At 63.4% G+C, this 407-nt stretch carries 1 protein-coding gene; it reads right to left on the bottom strand.

Features of this window, described 5'->3' with window-relative positions; genetic code table 11:
* Positions 1-126: 126 nt before the first annotated feature.
* On the bottom strand, positions 127-407 hold a 281-nt coding region (locus CVH10_RS17870; protein ID WP_181244469.1), incomplete at its 5' end, for an EAL domain-containing protein.

Here is a 407-nt window from a genome sequence, read left to right as displayed (position 1 = left end):
CGGGCGCAGGCGGCATTCCCCTCCGCCCGTTTGCACTGGTTTGCGGAAAGCGGGCACTTTCCGATGTGGGATCAACCGGACGAAACGGTCGCGGTGATCCTCGCCGCCACCCAGGAGTGATCGGGTTCAACGCACGTCGTTGTCCAGCATCGACAGCAATCGCCGCGCGTTCCAGGATTCGCGCAGCACCAGGCCCTGGTCGAGTAGACGACGAAACTGGAAATCGTCGAGCGGCGCGGCGAACAGGTAACCCTGACCGACCGAGCAGCCCAATGTGCGCGTGATCGCGCGCTCGGCTTCGGTTTCGATCCCTTCTGCCACCACCCGAATGTCGAGCGCCGCGCCCAGTTTCACGATGCTTTCGACGATGACACGCTTGGTGACGCTGTGGGTCAGGTCATGCACGA

It is taken from the genome of Halomonas sp. ND22Bw (assembly GCF_003011945.1).
GTDB classification, from domain to species: Bacteria; Pseudomonadota; Gammaproteobacteria; order Pseudomonadales; family Halomonadaceae; genus Halomonas; species Halomonas halophila.
This window is presented reverse-complemented; position numbering and strand designations above follow the sequence as displayed.